Origin of the sequence: Pseudoxanthomonas sp. X-1, assembly GCF_020042665.1 — a bacterium.
Taxonomy (GTDB): Bacteria; Pseudomonadota; Gammaproteobacteria; order Xanthomonadales; family Xanthomonadaceae; genus Pseudoxanthomonas_A; species Pseudoxanthomonas_A spadix_A.
Map to the genome: position 1 here is coordinate 2,560,429 of NZ_CP083376.1, position 18,332 is coordinate 2,578,760.

Below are 18,332 nucleotides of genomic sequence, written 5' to 3' on the forward strand. Positions count from 1 at the left end.
AGCGCTCCTCGCCAAAGAACTCGCCAAAGAAAAAGGGCGCCGATGGCGCCCTTCTCTTGCTTCCGCTTCAGCCCAAGCCGGCAGCAACACGCGCCGGCCCGGTCACCGGGGTCGCGATCATCGCCCCGCCAGCGCGCTCACCTGCGCCAGTTCCACGCGCAGCGTGGTGGCCAGTTCCTCGCGCGGCACCTCGAACTGCAGCTCGCGCACGAGATCCTTCACGGTGACCACGCCGCGGGCCAGTTCGTCCTCGCCGGCCAGGGCGACGAAGCGGATGCCGGCGCGCGAGGCGTACTGGAACTGCTTGCCGAGTTTCTTCGGCTCCATCTGCACTTCGGTGTTGATGCCGCCGGCGCGCAGGCGCTGGGCGATGTCCAGCGAATCGGGCAGCTGCGCCTCGTCCATCAGCGCCACCAGCGCCTGCACGCTGCTGACGTCGGCTTCCTGGATCAGGCCGGCCTCGCGCAGCTGCCAGAACAGGCGCGTCAGCCCGATCGAGATGCCCACGCCGGGCAGCTTGGACTTGCTGTAATGGCTGGCCAGGTTCTCGTAGCGGCCGCCCGAGCAGATCGAGCCGATCTGCGGATACGCATCCAGCTGGGTCTCGTAGACCGTCCCGGTGTAGTAGTCCAGGCCGCGGGCGATGGAGAAGTTCAGGCAGTACGCGCTTTCGGGCACGCCGAGCGCCTTGACCAGGCTCAGCACCTCGCGCAGCTCGGCGATGCCCGCGTTGAACACCGCGCTGCCCTGCCCCAGGCGGTCCAGCTGCGCCAGCGCATCGTCGTGGCCGGTGGAGCGCACGGCGACGAAGGCCAGGATCTGTTCGACCACCTCACTCGACAGGCCGAAGCCTTCGCCGGTCAGCGTCTCGCGCACGTAGTCGGCGCCACGCTTGTCCAGCTTGTCGACCTCGCGCAGCACCAGCATCTGCGCCTGGCCGTCGGCCACGCCCAGGTTCTCGAAGAAGCCGCGCATCAGCTTGCGGTTGTTGAGCTGCACGGTGAACGCGCCGATCTGCAGCTCGGAGAAGACCGCGTGGATCACCGCCAACACCTCGGCATCGAAGCGGATGCTCAGCTCGTCCTTGCCGATGACGTCGATGTCGCACTGGTAGAACTCGCGGAACCGGCCGCGCTGGGCGCGCTCGCCGCGGTAGACGCGCTGCATCTGGTAGCGACGGAACGGAAAGGCCAGCTCGTGCTCGTGCTCGGCCACATAGCGCGCCAGCGGCACGGTCAGGTCGAAGCGCAGCGCCAGCTCGGGCAGGCCCTCGTTGGCCTGGGCCAGCGCGCCGGTGGACTGGGCGAAATACACCTGCCGCTCGGTCTCGCCGCCGGACTTGGTCAGCAGCACCTCGGACAGCTCGAACACCGGCGTCTCCACCGGCAGGAAGCCGAAGCGCTCGTAGTTGCGGCGGATCGTGTCCAGCATGCGCTGGAAGGCGATCTGGTCACGGGGCAGCAGCTCCATGACGCCAGGCGGCGTGCGCGGCTTGATCAAGCGGGTGACTCCGGCGGAACGTGGGGCCGCATATTCTATGCGCCGGCGCGGCCTGCGGCAGCGCCGGCCACGCGCGGGACGCCGTCGATGCGGATCGGTGCACTTCCCCCCTTGCCGACCCGCCCGCCTTTGCCTAGAATGCGCGGCTCCTTCGGGGTGTAGCTCAGTCTGGTAGAGCGCTACGTTCGGGACGTAGAGGTCGCAGGTTCGAATCCTGTCTCCCCGACCAGTCAAAGGTCGCAGAAAGCCTGGAAAACACGCGTTTTCCGGGCTTTTTTGTGCCTGTCGCCGACGCTGGCGCGGTTTTCGGCCGCCGAGCAGCGGCTTGCCTGCCGCCGCCGTCGCTACCCGGGCCTGTCCCATCGCGTCTGCGGCGAGGCCCACCGTCGACCGGCTGGGCAGCGGAAGCGTCCGGGAGTCCAGGCTTGGGAAGGGCGTCGGCGACGCGCCTCACGCCGGCTTCGCCATATCGCCGACGCAAGCCGAAGCGACGACGGCGCGCGCATCGATGCGGGTCCCGGAGCGCCCAGCCCCACCGTCTCAAGCGCTGCGACCCGGAGCGCGCAGGCTGGTCGATCTTTTCCGCTGCCCCGTTCGCATCTCGCCAGGCCGCCCCGTGCGCGCCTGACGCCATGGACGATGCGACGCCAGGTTCCGGAATCCCTGCAGGAGCAATGCATGACGACCTTCGTGTTTCGCAGTCTGGGGCTGCCCACCCGCGATTCATTGGTCATGCGGGTCATCACGGCGTTGACCGAGCTGGAGATCGACGGCGCGGGCATCGAACTGCTTGCCCGTGGCATCCGCGCGACGTCGGATGACGACGGCGGCCTGGTCATCGCCGACGTATCCGGCCCGCCGGGCTGGCAGACGCGTGCCGGTGCGCTGCTGGCGCGTCACGGCCTGCGGTGCCTGCCGTACGCCGCGTGAGGCCTAGCTTTGGGATTCGATCGCGTTGGGCACGGGACATACCAGCGCCGACGTGGTCGGCTGGCCCTGCAGCAGGGAGCGCTCCAGCTGCTGCAGGAAGTGCGAGAAGCCGCCGCTCGCCTTGGCCTGGCGCCGGGCGCTGGTGCGCACCACCGGATACGGCGACCAGGCGATGCGCGCGTCGCAGGACTGCAGCGCCCTGACCAGGGCGACGTCCTCGCTACAGGCGACGTCGGGAAAGCCGCCGCAGCGCAGGTAGCAGGCGGCGCTCACACCCATGTTGGCGCCGTGGATGCGGCCGTGGTCCACGCCCACCGGCTCGGAAGCCTCGAAGGCGCAGGCGGTGCCGGGGGCGTAGTCCAGCCAGTCGCCGACCTCGACGACCCCGCAGAAGGCGTCGGCGTCGAGCGCGCGCTGCTGGAACAGCCAGTCACTGGGCACCTCGGAGTCGGCATCGGTGATGGCAAGCCAGTCGGCGCCAAGCTCGATGGCGCGCGCCGCGGCGGTCGCGCGCGCCAGCCCGACGCCGCCGGGCGTCGGCACATCGACCACGCACGCGCCGAAGGACCGCGCGATCTGCGCGGTGGCGTCGGTGCATCGATCCAGCGCCACGATCACGGTGACCGGCTCATCGAGCCCAGGGTGATCCGCCGCGCGGCGGACCGACGCCAGGCAGCGTCCGATCACCTCGGCCTCGTTGTGCGCCGGGATCAGGACCGCGATCATCGCAGCCCTTCCTGCTGGGCCACCGACAGTGGACGACGGGCCCAGGCCTCGAGCAGGAAATCGCTGTCCTCATAGCGATAGGCCAGCGGCAGGGACAGCAGCTGGCCGATGCAGCGGTGCACTTCCACCCCGTCCTGGCAGGCCTGTTCGAACGGATGGCGCCAGTGGCAGGCCACCAGCAGGCCATCCGGGGTCAGCGCGTCCTGGGTCTGTTCGACGAGATCCTTCAGCTCGTCCGGCTGCAGGTAGTAGCCGACCTCGCTCACGACGATCAGGTCGAAGCTGCCGCGCGGGCAGTCGCGGGGATGGCAGGCCTGGACCACTTCCACGTTGTCGCATCCGGCGACGCGTCGCCTGGCCTGTTCGACGGCCTCGGCCGCCATGTCCGTGGCGAGCAGCTGCTCGCAGCGCTGGGCCAGGCAGAAGGTCGTCTCGCCGTTGGAGCAACCGAGTTCCCAGCCGCGCGCGAACCGCGCCCGCGGCAACGTGGCCATCAGGATCTCGCGCTTGCGCGCCTCGTACCAGCGTGTCCTGTAGCCGAAGGGATCCAGGTGCTGGTAGATGCTGTCGAAGTAGTTCGCGCGTGCCTGTGCGTTCATGGGACGAAGACCTCGAAGGGACGCTGGAACCGGGCCAGCGCCCAGTGCGGGAGGATGGGAGCCGAGACCGGCGGGCTCACCGCCCCGGTCTGGGACTTGAACGCCGCGATCGCCTCGCGCTTGGCCTGGAGCACATCGGAGGGAAGGTCCATGCGCATCGCATCGCGGAGAAAGCCACTGTGCTCAGGCCCGTCCCAATGCCAGGCCCATACCGGGTACTGGAGGAGCCGGACGCCGCGCGCCGCGCAGGCCTGCACCGCCGCCTCCGCGCAGGCCTCGTGGTCGGGATGGCCGTCGCGCGCATAGGTGACCAGGACGAGGTCGGTGGATGAAAGCAGGTCCGAAAGCCGCGCCGCGATCAGCGGCACGCCAGCCCTGACCTTGCCGTCGCCGACGTGCAGGCGGACCACGCTGGTCGGCGCGACGTCCAGCCGGCCCAGGGCCTCGATCAGTTCGCGCTGGCGCACCCGCGACAACCGTTCCGGGGTCCAGGCCGGCTCGCCGGGATAGGCGGCTTCGCCATCGGTCACCGAGACCACCACCACCTGCATGCCACGGCGGCGGGCCAGGGCCATGGCCCCGCCGCAGCCCAGCACTTCGTCGTCCGGGTGCGGGGCGACGACGACAAGCCGCGCGGCCCCCCGGAACAGCGCCTCCGGCGTGATGGACGGCAACGCCGCCAGCGCCGGCGAGGTCGCCCACTGGCGTTCGCTCAGGCCCTGCCCTTCGATCTGCACGGTGCTCAGAGCGCCCATGCGCCCTCCGCCTGGTGCAACGCCTCCCCGAGCCACTGCTCGTCGCGCTGCCCGTGACATTGCCGGATGAAGGCCTGCAGGTCGGCGCAGCGCTGGGCGTGCTCGCCATCGGTGCACAGCGAGGCCGGCCCGAGGGCCAGCGCCGCGCGCTCCATGACATCGCGGCAGACCCGGTCCACGAAGCAGCGCAGGCGGGTGACCGCATGCCGATGCGACTCCTGCGGACGGTGATCGATCTGGCGCGCGAGATCGCGCAGCATCAGCTGCGCCGCGGTGAGCTGTTCGTCGATCGCCCCGAGGTGCGCGGCGCAGAACGGGTTCTTCGACACGCCGGCCGACGCGCGCACACGCCCGGCGATCGCGACCGCCGCGCCGAACCAGCACGCCGCGATCCCCGCCCCGCCGTGCCAGAAGCCGGGCCGCTCCAGATAGAAGTCCGGGGTGTCGACCAGGCGCGCCGGCGCGCCGGAGAAATGCCCCTCCCCGGTTGGGATCCCGACCATGCCCGGACCCTGCCAACGGCTGGCATCCAGCTGGAACGCACCGGGCGACAGCGTGACGGCGGCCAGGGGGCGACGGTCACCGTGGGCGACGGTCACCAGGGCATGGGTGATCAGCGATGGCGGAGCGCTGCACCAGGGTTTGATCCCGCTGACGCGGCCCTTGTCCGGGTCATGGCGAAGCGTCTCGGTCGGCCCGCCCGCCGCCCACACAGCCCAGAGCGTGTCCCTCGGCGGGGGCGGCTCGCCAGCTTCGGCAAGGATCGCCAGGGCGTCGTAGTGCGCCTCCAGCACCTTGACCAGCGGCAGGCTCTCGGCGCCGAGCCTGGCGAGCGCACGCCAACGCTCCAGCGTCTGCCCGCCGCCCGGCCTGGGCAGGTCTGGTGTTTCGCGGAGCTCGCGCCGGACGCGCGATGCGAGCCAGTCCGGTCCATGCGTGTCGACGGACGCGACATGCAACGCCGTCGCGCGGGAAGTGTTCGCAGATGACATGAATCCGAAGCTAGGAGGCTGTCTGTATATCGCGTGTGATTCGCGGGTCACCCGCCGCACGCGGAACTAACGCTTTCCATGCCGGACCTAGGTGCGGCGTGATATCGACCCAGGTTCATCCGCCGCGAAGCGTTACTTCTGTCCGCTTTCGCTGACGTCCCTTGGCTTCACCTTGACGACGTACTCATCGCGATCCGCACGACCGCGCCCTGGCGCCAGCGCCAAATGCGACGAGTACGGCCGCACGCATGCAGGCGGGAACGAGGCTCCGGATGTGACGCAGTTCATTCCTCGCCGCGCCAACACGGCGGCGGTCACGAACGCGCAATGGACGCTACGCACCCTGTCGGGCTTTGCACAACGGGAACGCTCCTCGATGATCGATACCGCGCCTGCCGGCCTGAGCGCGCGCCTGCGCCATGCGCTGGGCAGCTCCGTCTTCTGCACCGCGCTCGTCGCGCCCTTCACCGCGCTGGCGGTGGACAGCCCGCCGCCGGCCTCCGGGACGAACCGCACGGCCGGGGACATCGCACCGGCGACGGCCGGCACGGACGCCGCAGCGGCGGCTTCCGCGCCCGCGCCGGACAGGACGCCCAGCACGCTGCAGACGGTCAAGGCGATCGCCGCGCACGAGGTGATCGAGCAGAAGAAGCGCGCGGCGGTGGTCAAGGATTCGGTGATCTACGACGAGATGGACAGCTATGGCGACGAGACCCTGGCCGAGAGCCTGATGGCCGCGCCCGGCATCAGCGCGGTGGAGGACGCCGGCGAGCCGCGCTTCGTCACCATCCGCGGCATCCAGCCCAACCTCAACTTCACCAGCCTGGACGGCATCGCCATCGCCAGCGTCGGCAACAGCGGCTCGGGCGAGCGCATGAACAACCTGCAGCTGATCCCCAGCGACATCGGCACGCGCACGGACATCTACAAGACCTTCGGCGCGCAGCAGGCGCCCGATGCGATAGGCGGCATCATCGACATCGTCAGCCGCAGCGCCTTCGACCGCGCCGGGCGCTATGTCTTCGCCGATGCGGCCGGCATCTATTCCACCGCCTCGACCGATGTCCAGCGCAGCGCCGGCGGCAACCACAGGACGCTCGGACATTACGGCAAGAGCGCCAAGCTGGTGTTCTCCGACCGGTTCGGCGCGGACGGGCAGTTCGGCATCGTGGCGGTCGGCCGCTACCAGCAGCGCTCGCGCAACAGCGTCAAGCGCTGGGTGGAGAGCAACTACTTCTTCGACGATGTCGGCCACTACCTGACCGACGGCAGCACCGCGCCAGACACCCTGCCCGGCTGGAACGGCCTGCGCGCGCCGGGCAACTTCAGCACCGGCACCTACACCAACTACATCACCAACTTCGGCGGCTCGCTCAAGCTGGAGTGGCAGCCTGTCGATGCGCCCTATCGCGCCTCGCTGTTGATGTACGGCTACCGGTTCTACGAAAACTCGACGATGAACAAGACCGACCTGTACTCGAACGCCAAGTTCGACCTGCAGAACCAGACGGCCGACGGCGGTACTTCGCAGATCAACAGCATCTACATCAAGAACCGGCACGATCGCTGGGACCGCGCCAACGCGGGGGCGATCGCCAGCCTGGAGCGGGACTTCGGCGAGGCCTCGCGCCTGAGCCTGCGCGCCGGCCATACCCAGGAGACCTTCGACAACACCCAGGTGTACTGGGGCGTGCGCGCCTATCCGACCGGCCTGTCCGTCGACTACGCCAACGACGACCACGGCTTCCCCAACGCGATCGCCGTGTCCGATCCGAAGCTGCTGCTCGGCTCGGCCTACAAGCTCAACCCGGCCCAGGCCTACGTCTCGCCGCGCGATGCGCAGGAGCGCATCGAACACGTGCGGCTGGACTTCGCCCACAACACCGGCGACGAGGCGCGCGGCTTCGGCCTGGCCACCGGGGCCGAATACCGGCACCTGAACATCTGGCAGGACGTGGACTTCACCTACTACACCACCAAGGACACGCTCAACGCCTACCTCTATCCCGGCGCGACGCTGGTGGGCACGGTGCCGGGCTTCCCATTGATCGACAACGCCAAGCTCACCGACACGCTGGTGCCCAGGCTGGCCAACAACGACAAGGCCTACCCCAACGCGGACTTCAGCAGCGACTACAAGTACGTCGAGGACATCGCTGGCGCCTATGTTTCGGCCCAGTACGCCTGGGACCGGGCGCTGCTGCTGGGCGGCCTGCGCTACGACCACACGCGGTTCGACGCCTTCAGCCCGTACAGCGATGACGGCGGTACGACCTACACGGCCGATTTCAGGAAATCCAGGGGCAGCTACAGCAACCTGCTGCCGAGCTTGAACGCGCTGTTCAAGCTCGGCGAGCGCCAGCGCCTGCGCTTCTCGGCCAGCCAGACCCTGGGCCGGCCCACGCCGGGCAATGTCGCCCAGGCCAGCAGCACCAGCTGCGCCGAGGACGAGGACGGCGGCGGCTACTGCACGATCCGGCGCGGCAATCCCCAGCTCCATCCGCGCAAGTCGACCAATCTGGACCTGGCCTGGGACCTGTACTTCAACGGCAACAACGGCATCGTCTCGCTGGCGCTGTTCGACAAGAAGATCAGGGACGACATCTACACCCTGACCACCTACCAGGTGCTCGACGATGTCACCTACAAGGTGACCCAGCCGATGAACACCGACGAGTCGACCCTGCACGGTGCCGAACTCGCACTGGCCAACCGTGCGCTGCGCTGGGGCGATCAGCGCTTCGACCTGTACTTCAACGCGACCAGGCTGTTCGGCAAGACCGAATACGTCACCAGCGATGGCCAACCGCGTGCGCTGGACCGCCTGCTCTACCAGCCGGACTGGTCGCTCAACGGCTCGGCGATCTGGCGCATGCCCTGGTACGACGCGCAGCTGCGCGTGTCGGGCAATTACCGCTCGAAGATGCTGGTGGATTTCGGCGACACGCCCTGGCTGGATTCGTACTACGACCCGTACATGACCTTCAACCTGGGCTTCAGCCACCGGGTCTCCAAGCACGTCTCGTTCAAGTACGAGGCCAAGAACCTCTTCAATACCCAACCCACCTACAGCATGGGCCCGGGCGGCAGATACCGCACCGAGATCGACGACTACGGCCGCTTCTTCTACTTCCACATCATCTATCAGTGAGATCCGCATGCCTGGTATCGATCGTCGCCGTTTCCTCCAGCTCTCCGGCCTGTCGGCGCTCGGCGCGTGGATGGGCACCGCCTCGGTGCTGGCCGCCGAGCAGGACGCCGCCGGCCTGACCCTGCGCAACCTGCTCAAGTCGCCGAAGTTCGACACCACGCCCTTCACCGTGGGCGTGGCCTCGGGCGATCCCACCCCCGATGGCATGGTGCTGTGGACGCGGCTGGCGACCGCGCCGCTGGAGTACGGCGGCGGCATGCCGACCCGGCCGATGGTGGTCGGCTGGGAGCTGGCCGACGACGAGGGCTTCCGCAGGATCCTGCGCAGCGGCACGACCCTGGCCCACCCCGAGCTGGGGCACGCCGTGCACGTCGAGCTGGAAGGCCTCGCCCCGGCGCGGCCCTACTGGTACCGCTTCAACCTCGCCGGTTACACCAGCGCGATCGGCCGCACCGCCACGCTGCCGGCGGCCGAGGCGGATCCTGCGCGGGTACGCTTCGCCGTGGCCGGCTGCCAGCAGTACGAGGAAGGCCACTACACCGCCTGGCGCCACATCGCCGACGAGCCGCTGGACTTCGTCTTCCACTACGGCGACTACATCTACGAAGGCGCGACCAATACCACCGCCAGCCGCAAGGTCAACGGCCGGCCCTTCACCAACTTGCGCAACCACGTCGGCCCGGAGCTGTACACGCTGGACGATTACCGCCGCCGCTATGCGCAGTACAAGACCGATCAGGACCTGCAGGCCGCCCATGCGGCGGCGCCGTGGTTCGTGACCTTCGACGATCACGAGATCGACAACGACTGGGCCGGCGTCGACGACCAGGACGGCACGCCGAGCGAGCTGTTCCTGCTGCGGCGCGCGCAGGGCTTCCAGGCCTATTACGAGAACATGCCGCTGCGCCGCAGCGCCTTCCCGCGCGACGGCCACCTGCAGCTGTACCGGCGCGCGCGCTGGGGCCAGCTGCTGGACGTGCATTTCCTCGACACGCGCCAGTACCGCAGCAGGCAGCCGGCCGACATGAGCGATCGCGCCGTGGTGGAATCGCCGCAGCGCACGATGATGGGCCAGGCCCAGGAGCGCTGGCTGTTCGACGGGCTGGCCGACCCGGCGCCGCGCTGGCAGGTGATCGCCCACCAGGTGGCGCTGGGCGACTACGCGCTGGAGAAGAACGGTCGGGTGGTGACCTCGGACGACCAATGGTCCGGCTATCTGGCCAGCCGTCGCCGCCTGCTGGACCACATCGAGCGGGCCGGGCATAGGAACGTGGTCACCGTCTGCGGCGACGCGCACCGCCACTACGCCAGCGACCTGGTGCAGGACAACGCCGACTCCGGCGTGATCTCCAGCGAATTCCTGGCCACCTCCATCACCTCTGGCTCCGACGGCCTGGGCGTGGACGAGGTGGCGCGCAACACGCTGGCCCACAGCCCGCACCTGAAGGTCACCACCGACAAGCGCGGCTACGTGCTGTGCACGGTCGAGCGCGACACCTGCGTAGGCGACCTGAAGACCGTGGACCGGGTCATGGTGCCGGGCGCGAAGCTGGAACGTTTCGCGCGCCTGGCCATCGAACACGGCAAGCCCGGCCTGCAGCCGGCCTGAGCCGCGCGGCGCTCACCGGGGGTGGTGGGAATCGGCGCGGCGATCGTGACCCGCGCGCGGCGCCGGGAACGTCGATGCGCCCGGCGCATCGAAGTCGCGCGCGTGCAGCGGATTGACCTCGAACAGGTTGGCCAGGCGCAGGCCGGCCTCCTCGCTGAGCATCAGCGCCAGTTCGAACTGCTCCAGCACGAACGGCAGCAGCACCGCCGCGCCCGGGGCGTCGTGTTCGACCTGCTGGTCGAACCGCCGCTGCAGTGAGGCGATGCCCTGCAGCGTCAACACCAGATCCTGCAGCAGCGCCCCGCTCTCTCCCAGGCGATACAGCTCGGGGATCAGCCGACGCAGCGCTTCGGGCACGGCCGCGGCCTGGCGGCCCGAGGCGCCCAGCAGCGCCGCCTCGGCGCCGACCGCGCGCAGGCCGAGCGCGGCGGTCAGGCCGGCGGTGATCTCATCGCAGGCCTCGCCCGCCAGCAGCGCCAGGCTGCGCGCCTTGAGGCGCTCGGCCTCGCGTTCGGCGCGCGCCCGCGCGCGCTGTTCGCGCCGCACCACCAGCAGCACGCCGAAGATCGCGGCGATCGACAGCAGCGCCTGCACCCACGCCGCCCAGACCTGCGGTGGCCAGGCCTGGCAGCCCAGCCCCATGCACGCATCCATGGCATTCCCCCTGTATCAAGGGCGCCAGCATGCAGGCCCGAGGGGCCATGGACAATGCGGCCGCCGCCCATAAATTGTGGATTGCGTCACAAAATAGGCGCCCTCGCCGGGCCGGCCGGGTCAGGCCCCCGGCGCCAGCCCGAAGCCCGCGCCGACCGCCAGCGTGTCGAAGCCGGGGAACGAGGTCGCCACATTGGCCACGTCGCGCACCACCACCGGGCCTGAGGCCAGCTGGCCCGCGATGCAGAAGGCCATGGCGATGCGGTGGTCGCCATGGCTCTCGATGGTGCCCGCGCCGATGGGGCCGCCGTGGATGGTCGCGCCGTCGGGCGTCTCATCCACCCGCACGCCCAGCGTGCGCAGGCCGGTGGCCATGGCCGCCAGGCGATCGGATTCCTTGACGCGCAGTTCGGCCGCACCGCTGACGAGGGTCTGGCCCTGTGCCGCGGCGGCGGCCACGAACAGCGCCGGGAACTCGTCGATCATGTCCGGCACCACGCTTTCGGGAATGCGCGCCCCCTGCAGCGCGGCGTAGCGCACGCGCAGGTCGGCGACCGGCTCGCCGCCGTGCTCGCGTGCGTCGCGCACCTCGATGTCCGCGCCCATCAGGCGCAGCGCCTCGAGCAGGCCGGTGCGGCGCGGATTGAGGCCCACCGCCTTCAGCGTCACGTCCGAACCGGGGATGATGCTGGCGGCGACCAGGAAGAACGCCGCCGAAGAGAAGTCCGCCGGCACCGCGATATCGGTCGCACGCAGGCGCTGGCCGCCGCGCAGGCGCGCGTAGCCCGGCGAGAAATCGATGTCCACGCCGAAGGCCGAGAGCATGCGCTCGGTGTAGTCGCGCGTGGGGTGCGGCTCGTGCACGGTGGTGTCGCCGTCGGCATACAGGCCCGCCAGCAGCAGGCAGGACTTGATCTGCGCGCTGGCCACCGGCGAGGCGTAGTCGATCCCGTGCAGGGCCTGACCGCCATGGATGCGCAGCGGCGGCGTGCCGTCCTCGCGCGTCTCGATCCGCGCGCCCATCTGCGCCAGCGGCACGGTGACGCGGCGCATCGGCCGCCTGGACAGCGACTCATCGCCGACCAGCACGCTGTCGAACGCTTGCGCGGCCAGCAGGCCGGCGAGCAGGCGCATGCCGGTGCCCGCATTGCCGCAGTCCAGTTCGCCGCTCGGCGCCTGCAGCCCGTCCACGCCCACGCCATGCACGATGCGCGTGGAAGGCGACGGCGTTTCGATGCGCACGCCGAGGCGTTCGAAGATGGCGGCCGTGGCGCGCGTGTCCTCGCCTTCCAGGAAGCCTTCCACGCGCGAGGTGCCATCGGCCAGCGCCGCGAACATCACCGCCCGGTGCGAGACCGACTTGTCACCAGGAATGGCCAGCGCGCCATGCAGCGCCGTGCCGGGTTGAGCGATCCAGGATTGCGAGGTCATCGTCTTGTCCAGTCCAGCGGCCACGCCGCGTTGTGCTTCAAGGTCGTGCTGCCGTTTCGCCGCAGCTACCGCTAAAACTGCTGTTGCTGTTGCTGTTGCTGCTGTTGCTGTTGCTGTTGTTCCTGCTGTTGCTGCTCCCGCTTTGCCCCCTCATCCGCAGCGGCGCCACCAGCGGGCAAACCCCGCAGGGGCGACGCACATGGATGTGCGTCGTTCCCGGTCGCGGCAGGATGCCGCGTCCGGGAATTCCGCTGGTGGCGCGGACCCTGCGCGCAGCGCAGGGCGCGAGGACGAGCGTGTTTTCTTTTGGTTACTTTTTTTGCACGAGCAAAGAAAAGTAACTCGTGCCTCGAAGAGGTACGAAAGCTTTTGCCTCAAGCCGCACCAGGCATCAAGGCACCGCCACCGGATACGAACCCAGCACCTTGATCTGCGCCGAATGCGCCTCCAGCTCGGCCAGCGCCTGCTTCATCGCCTCGTCCTCCACATGCCCGGCCAGGTCGATGAAGAAGCCGTACTCCCACTTGGCGTGGTGGCTGGGCCGCGACTCGATGCGGTTCATGCTGATGCCGTGACGCGCGAACGGGCTGAGCACGTCGAACAGCGCGCCCGGCTTGTCGTGGATGAACACCAGCACCGAGGTGCGATCGTGGCCGGACGGCGGGAAGATCCTGCGGCCCACCACCAGGAAGCGCGTGGTGTTGTCCTTGTCGTCCTGGATCGGGCTCATCACCACCTTCTTCAGGCCATAGGCGTGCACCGCGCTCTCGCCACCGATCGCCGCCGCGTCATCGGCGTTGCGCGCGCGCCGCGCGCCCTCGGCATTGCTCGACACCGGCACCTTCTCGGCCTTGGGCAGGTTGGAGCGCAGCCAGCCGGCGGTCTGCATGAACGACTGCGGGTGCGCGTAGATGCGCTCGATGTCGTCGATGCGCCCGCTGCGCGACATCAGGAACTGCTGCACGCGCAGCTCGACCTCGCCACAGATCTTCAGGTCGGAGGTCAGGAACATGTCCAGCGTGATCTGGATCGTGCCCTGTCCGGAATTCTCCACCGGCACCACGCCGAAGTCGGCGCTGCCGCTTTCCACTTCCTGGAAGACTTCCTCGATGCTGGCCATGGGCAGGCCCAGGGCCGAGCGGCCGAAGTGCTTGAGCACGGCCTGCTGGCTGAAGGTGCCTTCCGGGCCCAGGTAGCCGATCTTCAGCGGCTCCTGCAGCGCCAGGCTGGAGGACATGATCTCGCGGAACACGTGCACCAGCACTTCGTCGGACAGCGGGCCCTGGTTGCGGTCCACCACCATGCGCAGCACCTGCGCCTCGCGCTCGGGGCGGTAATAGTCCACCGCGGCGGCGAGCTTGCCCTTGGCCTTGCCGACCTGCAGCGAATAGCCGGCGCGCTCGGCGATCAGCGCCTGGATCTCGCGGTCGATATGGTCGATGCGCGCCCGCACCTGCGCCAGGTCGAACTCGGGCTCGGCCGGCCGGGCGCCGGCGCCCTTGGCGGGCACCCTGGCCGCCTTGCCGGGCTTGGCCGCCTTGGCCGGCGACTTGCGGAGCGCGCTTGCGGGTTTGGGGGTCTTCTTGGTCATTCGAGGTCATCCGTAAAGCGGAATTTGGCGGTCTGTCTGCCAACTTGACTTGCTGTGGAGCCGCCACGGCGGCGATGAGCTTTACCAGTAAGGCCCCATCGCCGCCATGGCGGCTCCCACCAGGCCGGCTCCTACAACAGCGGAGCGCGGTGTCTCAGCCATTGCGCCGCTGGAAGTCGTGCATGAACTCCACCAGCACCTGGGCGCTGGCCACCGGCAGCGCGTTGTACAGCGAGGCGCGCAGGCCGCCGACCGCCTTGTGGCCCTTCAGGCCGATCAGCCCGGCGGCCTTGGACTCGGCCACGAAGCGCGCGGTCAGCGCCTCATCGGCCAGGAAGAAGGGGATGTTCATGCGCGAGCGCGCCGCCGGCACCACGGTGTTGCGGTAGAAGCCGCCGGAGGCGTCGATGGCGCCGTAGACCAGCTGCGACTTGGCGGCACTGCGACGCGCGAATTCCTCCACGCCGCCCTGGTCCAGCATCCAGCGGAACATCAGACCGGCCAGGTACCAGTTCCAGGTCGGCGGCGTGTTGAGCATCGAGTCGCGCGCCAGATGCGAGGCGTAGTTGAAGATGTCCGCGCGCGGCTGGCCGGCACGCTCGAGCAGGTCGCGGCGCACGATCACCACCGCCACGCCGACCGGACCCAGGTTCTTCTGCGCGCCGGCATAGATCACGCCGTAGCGCGATACCTCGATCGGCTCGGAGGCGATCGAGGAGGAGAAGTCGGCGAACAGCGGCACCTGCCCCACCTCGGGCGTGTGGCGGAACTCCACGCCATGGATGGTCTCGTTGGCGGTGATGTGCACATAGGCCGCGTCGGGCGAGAGCCGCCAGTCCGCGCGCGGCGGGATGTCGGTGAAGCACTCGGCCTCGCTGCTGGCGGCCACGTGCACGTTGACGTAGTCCTTGACCTGCTTGATCGCGGTCTTGCTCCAGTGCCCGGTCACCACGTAGTCCACCGTCTGGCCGGGGCTGGCGAAGTTCAGCGCCAGCAGCGCCTGCTGGGTGGTGGCGCCGCCCGGCAGGAACAGCACACCGTAGTCCTCGGGAATGCTCAGCAGCGTGCGCAGGTCGGCCTCGGCGCGTGCGGCGACTTCCATGAACTCGGCGCTGCGGTGGCTGATCTCCACGATCGAGGCGCCCACGCCGTTCCATTCCAGCATTTCGGACTGCGCCTGGCGCAGGACGGCCTCGGGCAGCGCCGCGGGGCCGGCGCTGAAGTTGTGGACGCGGGACATGGCAGCCTCGATCAGGGGGGCCATAGTATGCCGCAGGCTGAATCGGCCAACGGCCGCCTGTGCATCCGCCGCGACGCGATGCGCGTAAGGTGGTTGCAGGCGAATCCATCGCCTGGCGCGAACGCGTGCGGCGGCGGGAATTTTCCGGCGGCTGGCACGTCCAACTGGTTGCCCATGTGACTTTCCGCAGGAGATGCACCGTGTCCCTACGCGACGCCCTCAGCCTCAAGGATCACCACGTCACCGACGAAGCCGTCTATCGCGGCCGTCGCGACCTGTTCAAGCTCGCCGCCGCGCTGCCGGCGCTGGCCCTGGCCGGCTGCGCCGATGCCGACCCGCCCGACGCGCCCAAGACCGTCGTCACCCCCGAACAGGCCAAGGCCGGCTTCCGCACGTCCGAGACGCTGACCCGCTACGAGGACGTGACCAGCTACAACAACTTCTACGAGTTCGGCACCGGCAAGACCGATCCGTCGAGCGCGCCCAAGACCCTGCGCACCTCGCCGTGGTCGGTCAAGGTGTCCGGGGAATGCGAGAAGCCCGGCACCCTGGCGCTGGAGGACCTGCTCAAGTCCGCGCCCAGCGAGGAGCGCATCTACCGCCTGCGCTGCGTGGAGGGCTGGTCGATGGTGATCCCGTGGGACGGCATCCCGCTGGCGGCGGTGCTCAAGCGCTTCGCGCCCACGGCCAAGGCCAAGTACGTGGCGTTCACCACCCTGGCCGACCCGCGTCAGATGCCGGGCATCGCCTATCGCTCGATCGACTGGCCCTACCGCGAGGGCCTGCGCATGGACGAGGCGATGCACCCGCTGACCTTCCTGGCCACCGGCGTGTACGGCAAGCCGCTACCGCAGCAGAACGGCGCGCCGCTGCGGCTGGTGGTGCCGTGGAAGTATGGCTTCAAGAGCATCAAGTCAATCGTGGAGATCCGCTTCGTCGAGAAGATGCCGCCCACCGCATGGAACGACCTGCAGCCCAACGAGTACGGCTTCTTCTCCAACGTCAATCCCGCCGTCGACCACCCGCGCTGGAGCCAGAAGACCGAACGCCGCATCGCCGGCAATGCCAGCAAGCTGTTCGCCGAGCGCATCCCGACGCGTCCCTTCAACGGCTACGCCGACCAGGTGGCTTCGATGTATGCGGGGATGGATCTGCACAAGTGGTTCTGAGGGATTCGGGATTCGGGATTCGGGATTCGGGATTCGGGATTCGGGATTCGGGATTCGGGATTCGGGATTCGGGAATCGGGAATCGGGAATCGGGAATCGGGAATCGGGAGAGGCTATGGGCATGAGCAGAAGTTGCAAGAAAAACCAGTGATCAAGGCAAAGAACCACGAACCAAGCGATGCCATTGCGAGCCGCATGACCCGCCCCCTCCCTTGCGCGCAGCGCAGGGGAGCTCGAAGTCGCGCTAGCGACTGAGCGGGAGGGGTGCTTTTCGCGATTAGCTCGAGAGGGAAGCAACAACAGCAACAGCCAACCCCTCCCCAGCCCTCCCCTGCGCTGCGGGCAAGGGAGGGGCAGAAGCAGAGCACTGACGCAGACGCTTTACTCCCCACTCCCCACTCCCCACTCCCCACTCCCCACTCCCCACTCCCCACTCCCCACTCCCCACTCCCCACTCCCCACTCCCCACTCCCCAATCCCCAATCCCCAATCCCCAATCCCCAAAAAATGAAACCCCTCACCCTCGCCAAGCTCGTCGTCCACCTGCTCTGCCTGACGCCGCTGGCGCTGCTGGGCTGGCGCTTCTGGGACGTCTGGCGCAACGGCAGCGATGCGCTGGGCGCCGACCCGATCGCGGAGATCGAGCACTTCACCGGGCTGTGGGCGCTGCGCTTCCTGATCTTCACCCTGGCCATCACGCCGCTGCGCCAGCTCACCGGCCAGGCGGTGCTGCTGCGCTTCCGACGCCTGCTTGGCCTGTACGCCTTCGCCTATGCCACCGTGCACTTGGCCGCCTACCTGGGCCTGGACCTGGGCGGCTACTGGACCCAGATCTTCGCCGAGATCGTCAAGCGGCCCTACATCACCGTGGGCTTCGCCGCGTGGCTGCTGCTGGTGCCGCTGGCGATCACCTCCACCCAGGGCTGGATGCGTCGGCTCAAGCGGCGCTGGGGCCAGCTGCACAAGGCCATCTACGCCATCGGCGTGCTGGCGGTGCTGCACTTCTGGTGGCTGGTGAAGTCCGACATCCGCGAACCGGCGCTCTACGCCGGGCTGCTCGCCCTGCTGCTGGGCTGGCGCGCGTGGAAGGCGATCAGGCGGGCGCGAACAGCAGCAGCAGCGCCAGCACGCCGGCCAGCACCGCCGCGGCCAGCAGCAGCCACGGCCAGCGCTTCAGCGAAGCCTGCGGCGCCTTCGCCGCCGGCACCGGAGCGCTGACGGCCGTCTCGGAGGCCGCCGGGTCGGACGGATCGGGCTGGCTCCAGGGGATCTCCACCACGAAGCGCGACTGCGGGTCGAAGACGACCTGGTCGCCGGCGTTCAACACCGCCTCGTGCACCGGCACGCCGTTGACCACGCTGGTCACCCCGCCCTGCAGATGGCGCAGCAGCACGCCGCCGGGCACGCGGCCCAGCACGGCGTGCAGGGCCGACAGGTGCGGCGCGTCGAGCACGATGTCGGCCTCGCGGCCGGCACCGACACTGCAGCCGCTGCCGATGGCGAAGGCGCGGCCATGGTGGCGCCCGCCGATGCCGCGCAGGACCACGCGCGGGTCCGGCTCGGCCTGGGCCGCAGGCGCCGAGGCGGCCGGGCGCGGCGCCTGGCCGCGCACCAGCACTTCCACGCCATCGGCATAGACCGCATCGCCCGGACGCAGCAGCGCCATGCGCCGCACCGGACGGCCGTTGACGTGGATGCCGCGCATGCCCGGCGGCACCTGCAGCCACAGGCCGCGCCGGTCCAGGCTGAACTGCACCAGCAGCGCCCCGGGCACGGCGTCGCCCACGCCGATGGTGCCGCTGGCTTCGCGCACGATGCGGTGGACACCGGTGCCCAGCGCACGATCGGCCGTGCGGCCTTGAGGAAAATGGAGACTGAGGTTCTGCACGCGGCCGGGAGACTAGCACGCAGGCCCGCGTGTCCGGACGTTCCAGCGCCACGCGCACGGTGACTTTCCGCACGCGCCGCGCGCTTGGGCGACAATG

At 69.2% G+C, this 18,332-nt stretch carries 15 protein-coding genes, 1 tRNA gene and 1 pseudogene; 7 read left to right on the forward strand and 10 right to left on the reverse strand.

The genetic code is table 11. From position 1 onward, the window contains the following. Positions 1–117: 117 nt before the first annotated feature. The gene (gene hisS, locus LAJ50_RS11330; protein ID WP_138653106.1) at positions 118–1,500 is read right to left on the reverse strand and encodes a histidine--tRNA ligase; all 1,383 of its coding nucleotides are present in this window, start codon (positions 1,498–1,500) and stop codon (positions 118–120) included. Positions 1,501–1,652: 152 nt separating this feature from the next. On the opposite strand from hisS, the gene LAJ50_RS11335 reads away from it, so the two are divergent. Together LAJ50_RS11335 and LAJ50_RS11340 are read left to right on the forward strand one after the other, a co-directional pair. Beyond that, a tRNA-Pro gene (locus LAJ50_RS11335) sits at positions 1,653–1,729 on the forward strand. Positions 1,730–2,178: 449 nt separating this feature from the next. After that, positions 2,179–2,430 (forward strand): hypothetical protein, encoded by a 252-nt coding sequence (locus LAJ50_RS11340; protein ID WP_138653108.1) that lies wholly within the window; start codon positions 2,179–2,181, stop codon positions 2,428–2,430. 3 nt (positions 2,431–2,433) lie between these two features. On the opposite strand, the gene LAJ50_RS11345 is transcribed toward LAJ50_RS11340, so the two are convergent. The 4 genes from LAJ50_RS11345 to LAJ50_RS11360 are packed head-to-tail and all read right to left on the reverse strand — an operon-like array spanning position 2,434 to position 5,502. Next, positions 2,434–3,156, reverse strand: coding sequence for a glycosyltransferase (locus LAJ50_RS11345; RefSeq protein ID WP_138653110.1), 723 nt, complete (start codon positions 3,154–3,156; stop codon positions 2,434–2,436). Then, the gene (locus LAJ50_RS11350; RefSeq protein WP_138653112.1) at positions 3,153–3,755 is read right to left on the reverse strand and encodes a class I SAM-dependent methyltransferase; all 603 of its coding nucleotides are present in this window, start codon (positions 3,753–3,755) and stop codon (positions 3,153–3,155) included. Before LAJ50_RS11350 ends, LAJ50_RS11345 begins: the two co-directional genes overlap by 4 nt. Continuing rightward, complete coding sequence (locus tag LAJ50_RS11355) at positions 3,752–4,510, reverse strand: PIG-L family deacetylase (protein WP_138653114.1); 759 nt, start codon at positions 4,508–4,510, stop codon at positions 3,752–3,754. The genes LAJ50_RS11350 and LAJ50_RS11355 overlap by 4 nt, the downstream gene beginning before the upstream one ends. After that, positions 4,498–5,502 (reverse strand): acyl-CoA dehydrogenase family protein, encoded by a 1,005-nt coding sequence (locus tag LAJ50_RS11360; RefSeq protein ID WP_138653116.1) that lies wholly within the window; start codon positions 5,500–5,502, stop codon positions 4,498–4,500. Before LAJ50_RS11360 ends, LAJ50_RS11355 begins: the two co-directional genes overlap by 13 nt. 376 nt (positions 5,503–5,878) lie before the next feature. Here LAJ50_RS11360 and LAJ50_RS11365 point away from each other — a divergent pair, with 376 nt between their 5' ends. Together LAJ50_RS11365 and LAJ50_RS11370 are read left to right on the forward strand one after the other, a co-directional pair. Further along, entirely contained in the window at positions 5,879–8,653 is a 2,775-nt protein-coding gene (locus LAJ50_RS11365) for a TonB-dependent receptor (RefSeq protein WP_138653118.1), read from the forward strand. A 7-nt stretch (positions 8,654–8,660) separates the two neighbouring features. Continuing rightward, on the forward strand, positions 8,661–10,262 hold the full coding sequence (locus tag LAJ50_RS11370; protein ID WP_138653120.1) for an alkaline phosphatase D family protein: 1,602 nt from the start codon (positions 8,661–8,663) through the stop codon (positions 10,260–10,262). Positions 10,263–10,274: 12 nt separating this feature from the next. On the opposite strand, the gene LAJ50_RS11375 is transcribed toward LAJ50_RS11370, so the two are convergent. After that, entirely contained in the window at positions 10,275–10,904 is a 630-nt protein-coding gene (locus LAJ50_RS11375; protein ID WP_138653122.1) for a hypothetical protein, read from the reverse strand. 132 nt (positions 10,905–11,036) lie between these two features. After that, positions 11,037–12,347: a 3-phosphoshikimate 1-carboxyvinyltransferase gene (aroA, locus tag LAJ50_RS11380; protein ID WP_130552542.1), complete on the reverse strand. Its 1,311-nt coding sequence runs from the start codon at positions 12,345–12,347 to the stop codon at positions 11,037–11,039. Between the two features lie 83 nt (positions 12,348–12,430). On the opposite strand from aroA, the gene LAJ50_RS11385 reads away from it, so the two are divergent. Then, positions 12,431–12,688: a hypothetical protein gene (locus LAJ50_RS11385; protein ID WP_171044590.1), complete on the forward strand. Its 258-nt coding sequence runs from the start codon at positions 12,431–12,433 to the stop codon at positions 12,686–12,688. 50 nt (positions 12,689–12,738) lie between these two features. Here the strand turns inward: LAJ50_RS11385 and pheA are convergent, their stop codons facing one another. Continuing rightward, on the reverse strand, positions 12,739–13,938 hold the full coding sequence (gene pheA, locus LAJ50_RS11390; protein WP_138653126.1) for a prephenate dehydratase: 1,200 nt from the start codon (positions 13,936–13,938) through the stop codon (positions 12,739–12,741). Between the two features lie 154 nt (positions 13,939–14,092). Continuing rightward, complete coding sequence (gene serC, locus LAJ50_RS11395; RefSeq protein WP_138653128.1) at positions 14,093–15,178, reverse strand: phosphoserine transaminase; 1,086 nt, start codon at positions 15,176–15,178, stop codon at positions 14,093–14,095. A 200-nt stretch (positions 15,179–15,378) separates the two neighbouring features. Between serC and msrP the strand changes: the two genes are divergently transcribed. Both msrP and msrQ read left to right on the forward strand, forming a co-directional pair. Next, the gene (msrP, locus tag LAJ50_RS11400) at positions 15,379–16,347 is read left to right on the forward strand and encodes a protein-methionine-sulfoxide reductase catalytic subunit MsrP (protein WP_138653130.1); all 969 of its coding nucleotides are present in this window, start codon (positions 15,379–15,381) and stop codon (positions 16,345–16,347) included. 507 nt (positions 16,348–16,854) lie between these two features. Continuing rightward, entirely contained in the window at positions 16,855–17,565 is a 711-nt protein-coding gene (gene msrQ / locus LAJ50_RS11405; RefSeq protein WP_130552546.1) for a protein-methionine-sulfoxide reductase heme-binding subunit MsrQ, read from the forward strand. Here msrQ and LAJ50_RS11410 read toward each other — a convergent pair. After that, positions 17,453–18,235 (reverse strand): annotated as a pseudogene (locus LAJ50_RS11410) (FHA domain-containing protein); the annotation flags it as partial. The gene msrQ and the pseudogene LAJ50_RS11410 sit on opposite strands and share 113 nt — an antisense overlap. Positions 18,236–18,332 lie beyond the last annotated feature (97 nt).